Below are 2012 nucleotides of genomic sequence, written 5' to 3'. Positions count from 1 at the left end.
GCACCGACAGCGCTGGGCTCGCAGGCCTAGTCAACGCGGCGCGGTTGCCCCACTGGTCGAGGCGGGCATGCTCGGGTTCATCGAGGACATCCAACGACGACAACGACCGGGTCGGGTCGGCACTCATCGCCGCCAACACCCGAGCAAACCGCGCGATCAGGGCCTCGATGCTGACGGTGTCGAACACCTCGGTGTCGTATTCGACGCGAAGGTTCAGTTCGCGTCCGGGCTGGGCTTGCACCGTCAGCGGGTAGTGGGTGTGTTCGCGGGTGGTCACGTCGCTGACGGACAACTCCTGGCTGGCCGATAGCACGGCGGTGTCGATCGGGTAGTTTTCGTACACCAACAAGGTGTCGAAGAGTTGGTCGTGGCCGGTGATCCGGTGAATGTCGCTTAACGCCAGGTGCTCATGCTCCAGGGTCTGGCTGTGAGCGCTTTGCAGCTGGTGGAGCAGCTCTGCGGTGGTCGTCGTCGCGGTGATCTTCGCCCGCACCGGCACCGTATTGATGAGCAGGCCCACCATCGACTCCGCGCCGAAAACCTCGGTGGGTCGCCCCGAGACCGTCGTGCCGAAGGCGACATCATGCTGGCCGGTCAGCGCGCACAGTAGCTGCGCGAAAGCTGCTTGCAGCACCGTACTAACAGTGGTGTGGTGCAAGCGGGCCAGCTCGCTCAGCGCTCGCGTGGTCTGCTCGGGCACCCGATACGAAGCAATGCTTCGCCGCCCTAGCCTCAGTCGGCCCGCCGGACCCACCAGGGTGGGAGTGTCGAAACCGGCCAGCACCTCACCCCATACCGCGCGGGCGGCATCCAGGTCCCGTTCGGCCAGCCAGCTGACAAACCTGCGGTACGGCGCTGGCGCGGGCAGCCGCTGCCCGGTATAGGCGGCGAATATTTCCCCCAGCAGGATCGGCGACGACCAGCCATCCATGACGATGTGATGGTTGGTCAACACGAACCGGTGCGCATCTGGCGCCGTGCGGATCAGGGCCGCCCGAAAAGCCGGCTGGTCAGCCAGATCATAGACAGCGGCGCGCTCCTGGGCGCAAAGCTCCCGGATCTGCTCATCGACATCACCATCCCCTGCGCCGAATTCGACGTAACTCCATCCCGGTTCGGGATCGGCCGGAATGAGCTGTACCGGATCGTCGAGCTCTGCGTTGAAACGGGCCACCAGGTTCGGATGCCGGTTGACGACGGTGTGGACCGCATCACGCAGCCGGTGAGGGTCAAGCGGGCCAGTCAGGGTGATGGCCAGCTGCGCCGCATACACATCGGCGTCGCCGTATGCGGTGCTCGCGTGAAAAAGCAACCCCTGTTGGAGGGGCGTCAACGGCCATACGTCAGCGATCTGCATAACGGCGCTGAAGTTTTTCGATCTGCTGCTGACTGATAGATGCGACGACATCGGACGGTGTCAACCCGCATCCGCCGGCCCGAACGTATGCGCAGATGCCGGCCAGCGCCTCGAACCACAGCCCGCTGAGCCGACTGACCTGCGCATGGTCTAGTGCCGAGGACGCCCACGACCAGGCGGCATGCAGTTGCGGGCCGACATCGGTGTCCACCAGGCCGGCGTTGACCTCGAGGGTGTGTACCAACGGCATAGGCACCGCGGCGGCGGTGGCAGCGACCGAGAAGCCGTCGGCGCTGACCCGCCACAGCTCATCGGAAAGCTCTGTCGCAGATGCACCTAGCCGTCCCAAGTAATTGAATCCGATCGGCGGGTCGGACTCGGGCAGGTCCACCTCGGGGTTCAGGTAGCGCAGCGCCCCATAGCTCAGCGGATGCGGCAACGCGCGCAGCTGCTCCTTGACCTCGTTGATCAGCCGTCCCAGCCCGGCCTCACCGGCGACCACCTGTGGCCACGAGAGCCCACCGACACTCAACGCCACCGGATACTTGGTGGTGAACCAGCCCACCGTGCGCGACAGATCCACCTGCGCGCCCAACTCCTCATGGCGCCCGTGGCCCTCGACGTCGATACCGACCGGCGCGCTGCCGTTGCCGAC

Annotated in this window: 1 pseudogene; it reads right to left on the bottom strand. The window is 65.6% G+C overall.

The window, feature by feature from the left end:
- Positions 1-2012, bottom strand: a pseudogene (locus A5791_RS13720) (condensation domain-containing protein); the annotation flags it as partial.

Origin of the sequence: Mycobacterium sp. 852002-51163_SCH5372311, from assembly GCF_001667115.1 — a bacterium.
Lineage (GTDB): Bacteria > Actinomycetota > Actinomycetes > Mycobacteriales > Mycobacteriaceae > Mycobacterium.
The sequence above is the reverse complement of the archived record's forward strand: the minus strand, read 5'-3'. Positions and strand labels throughout refer to the sequence as shown.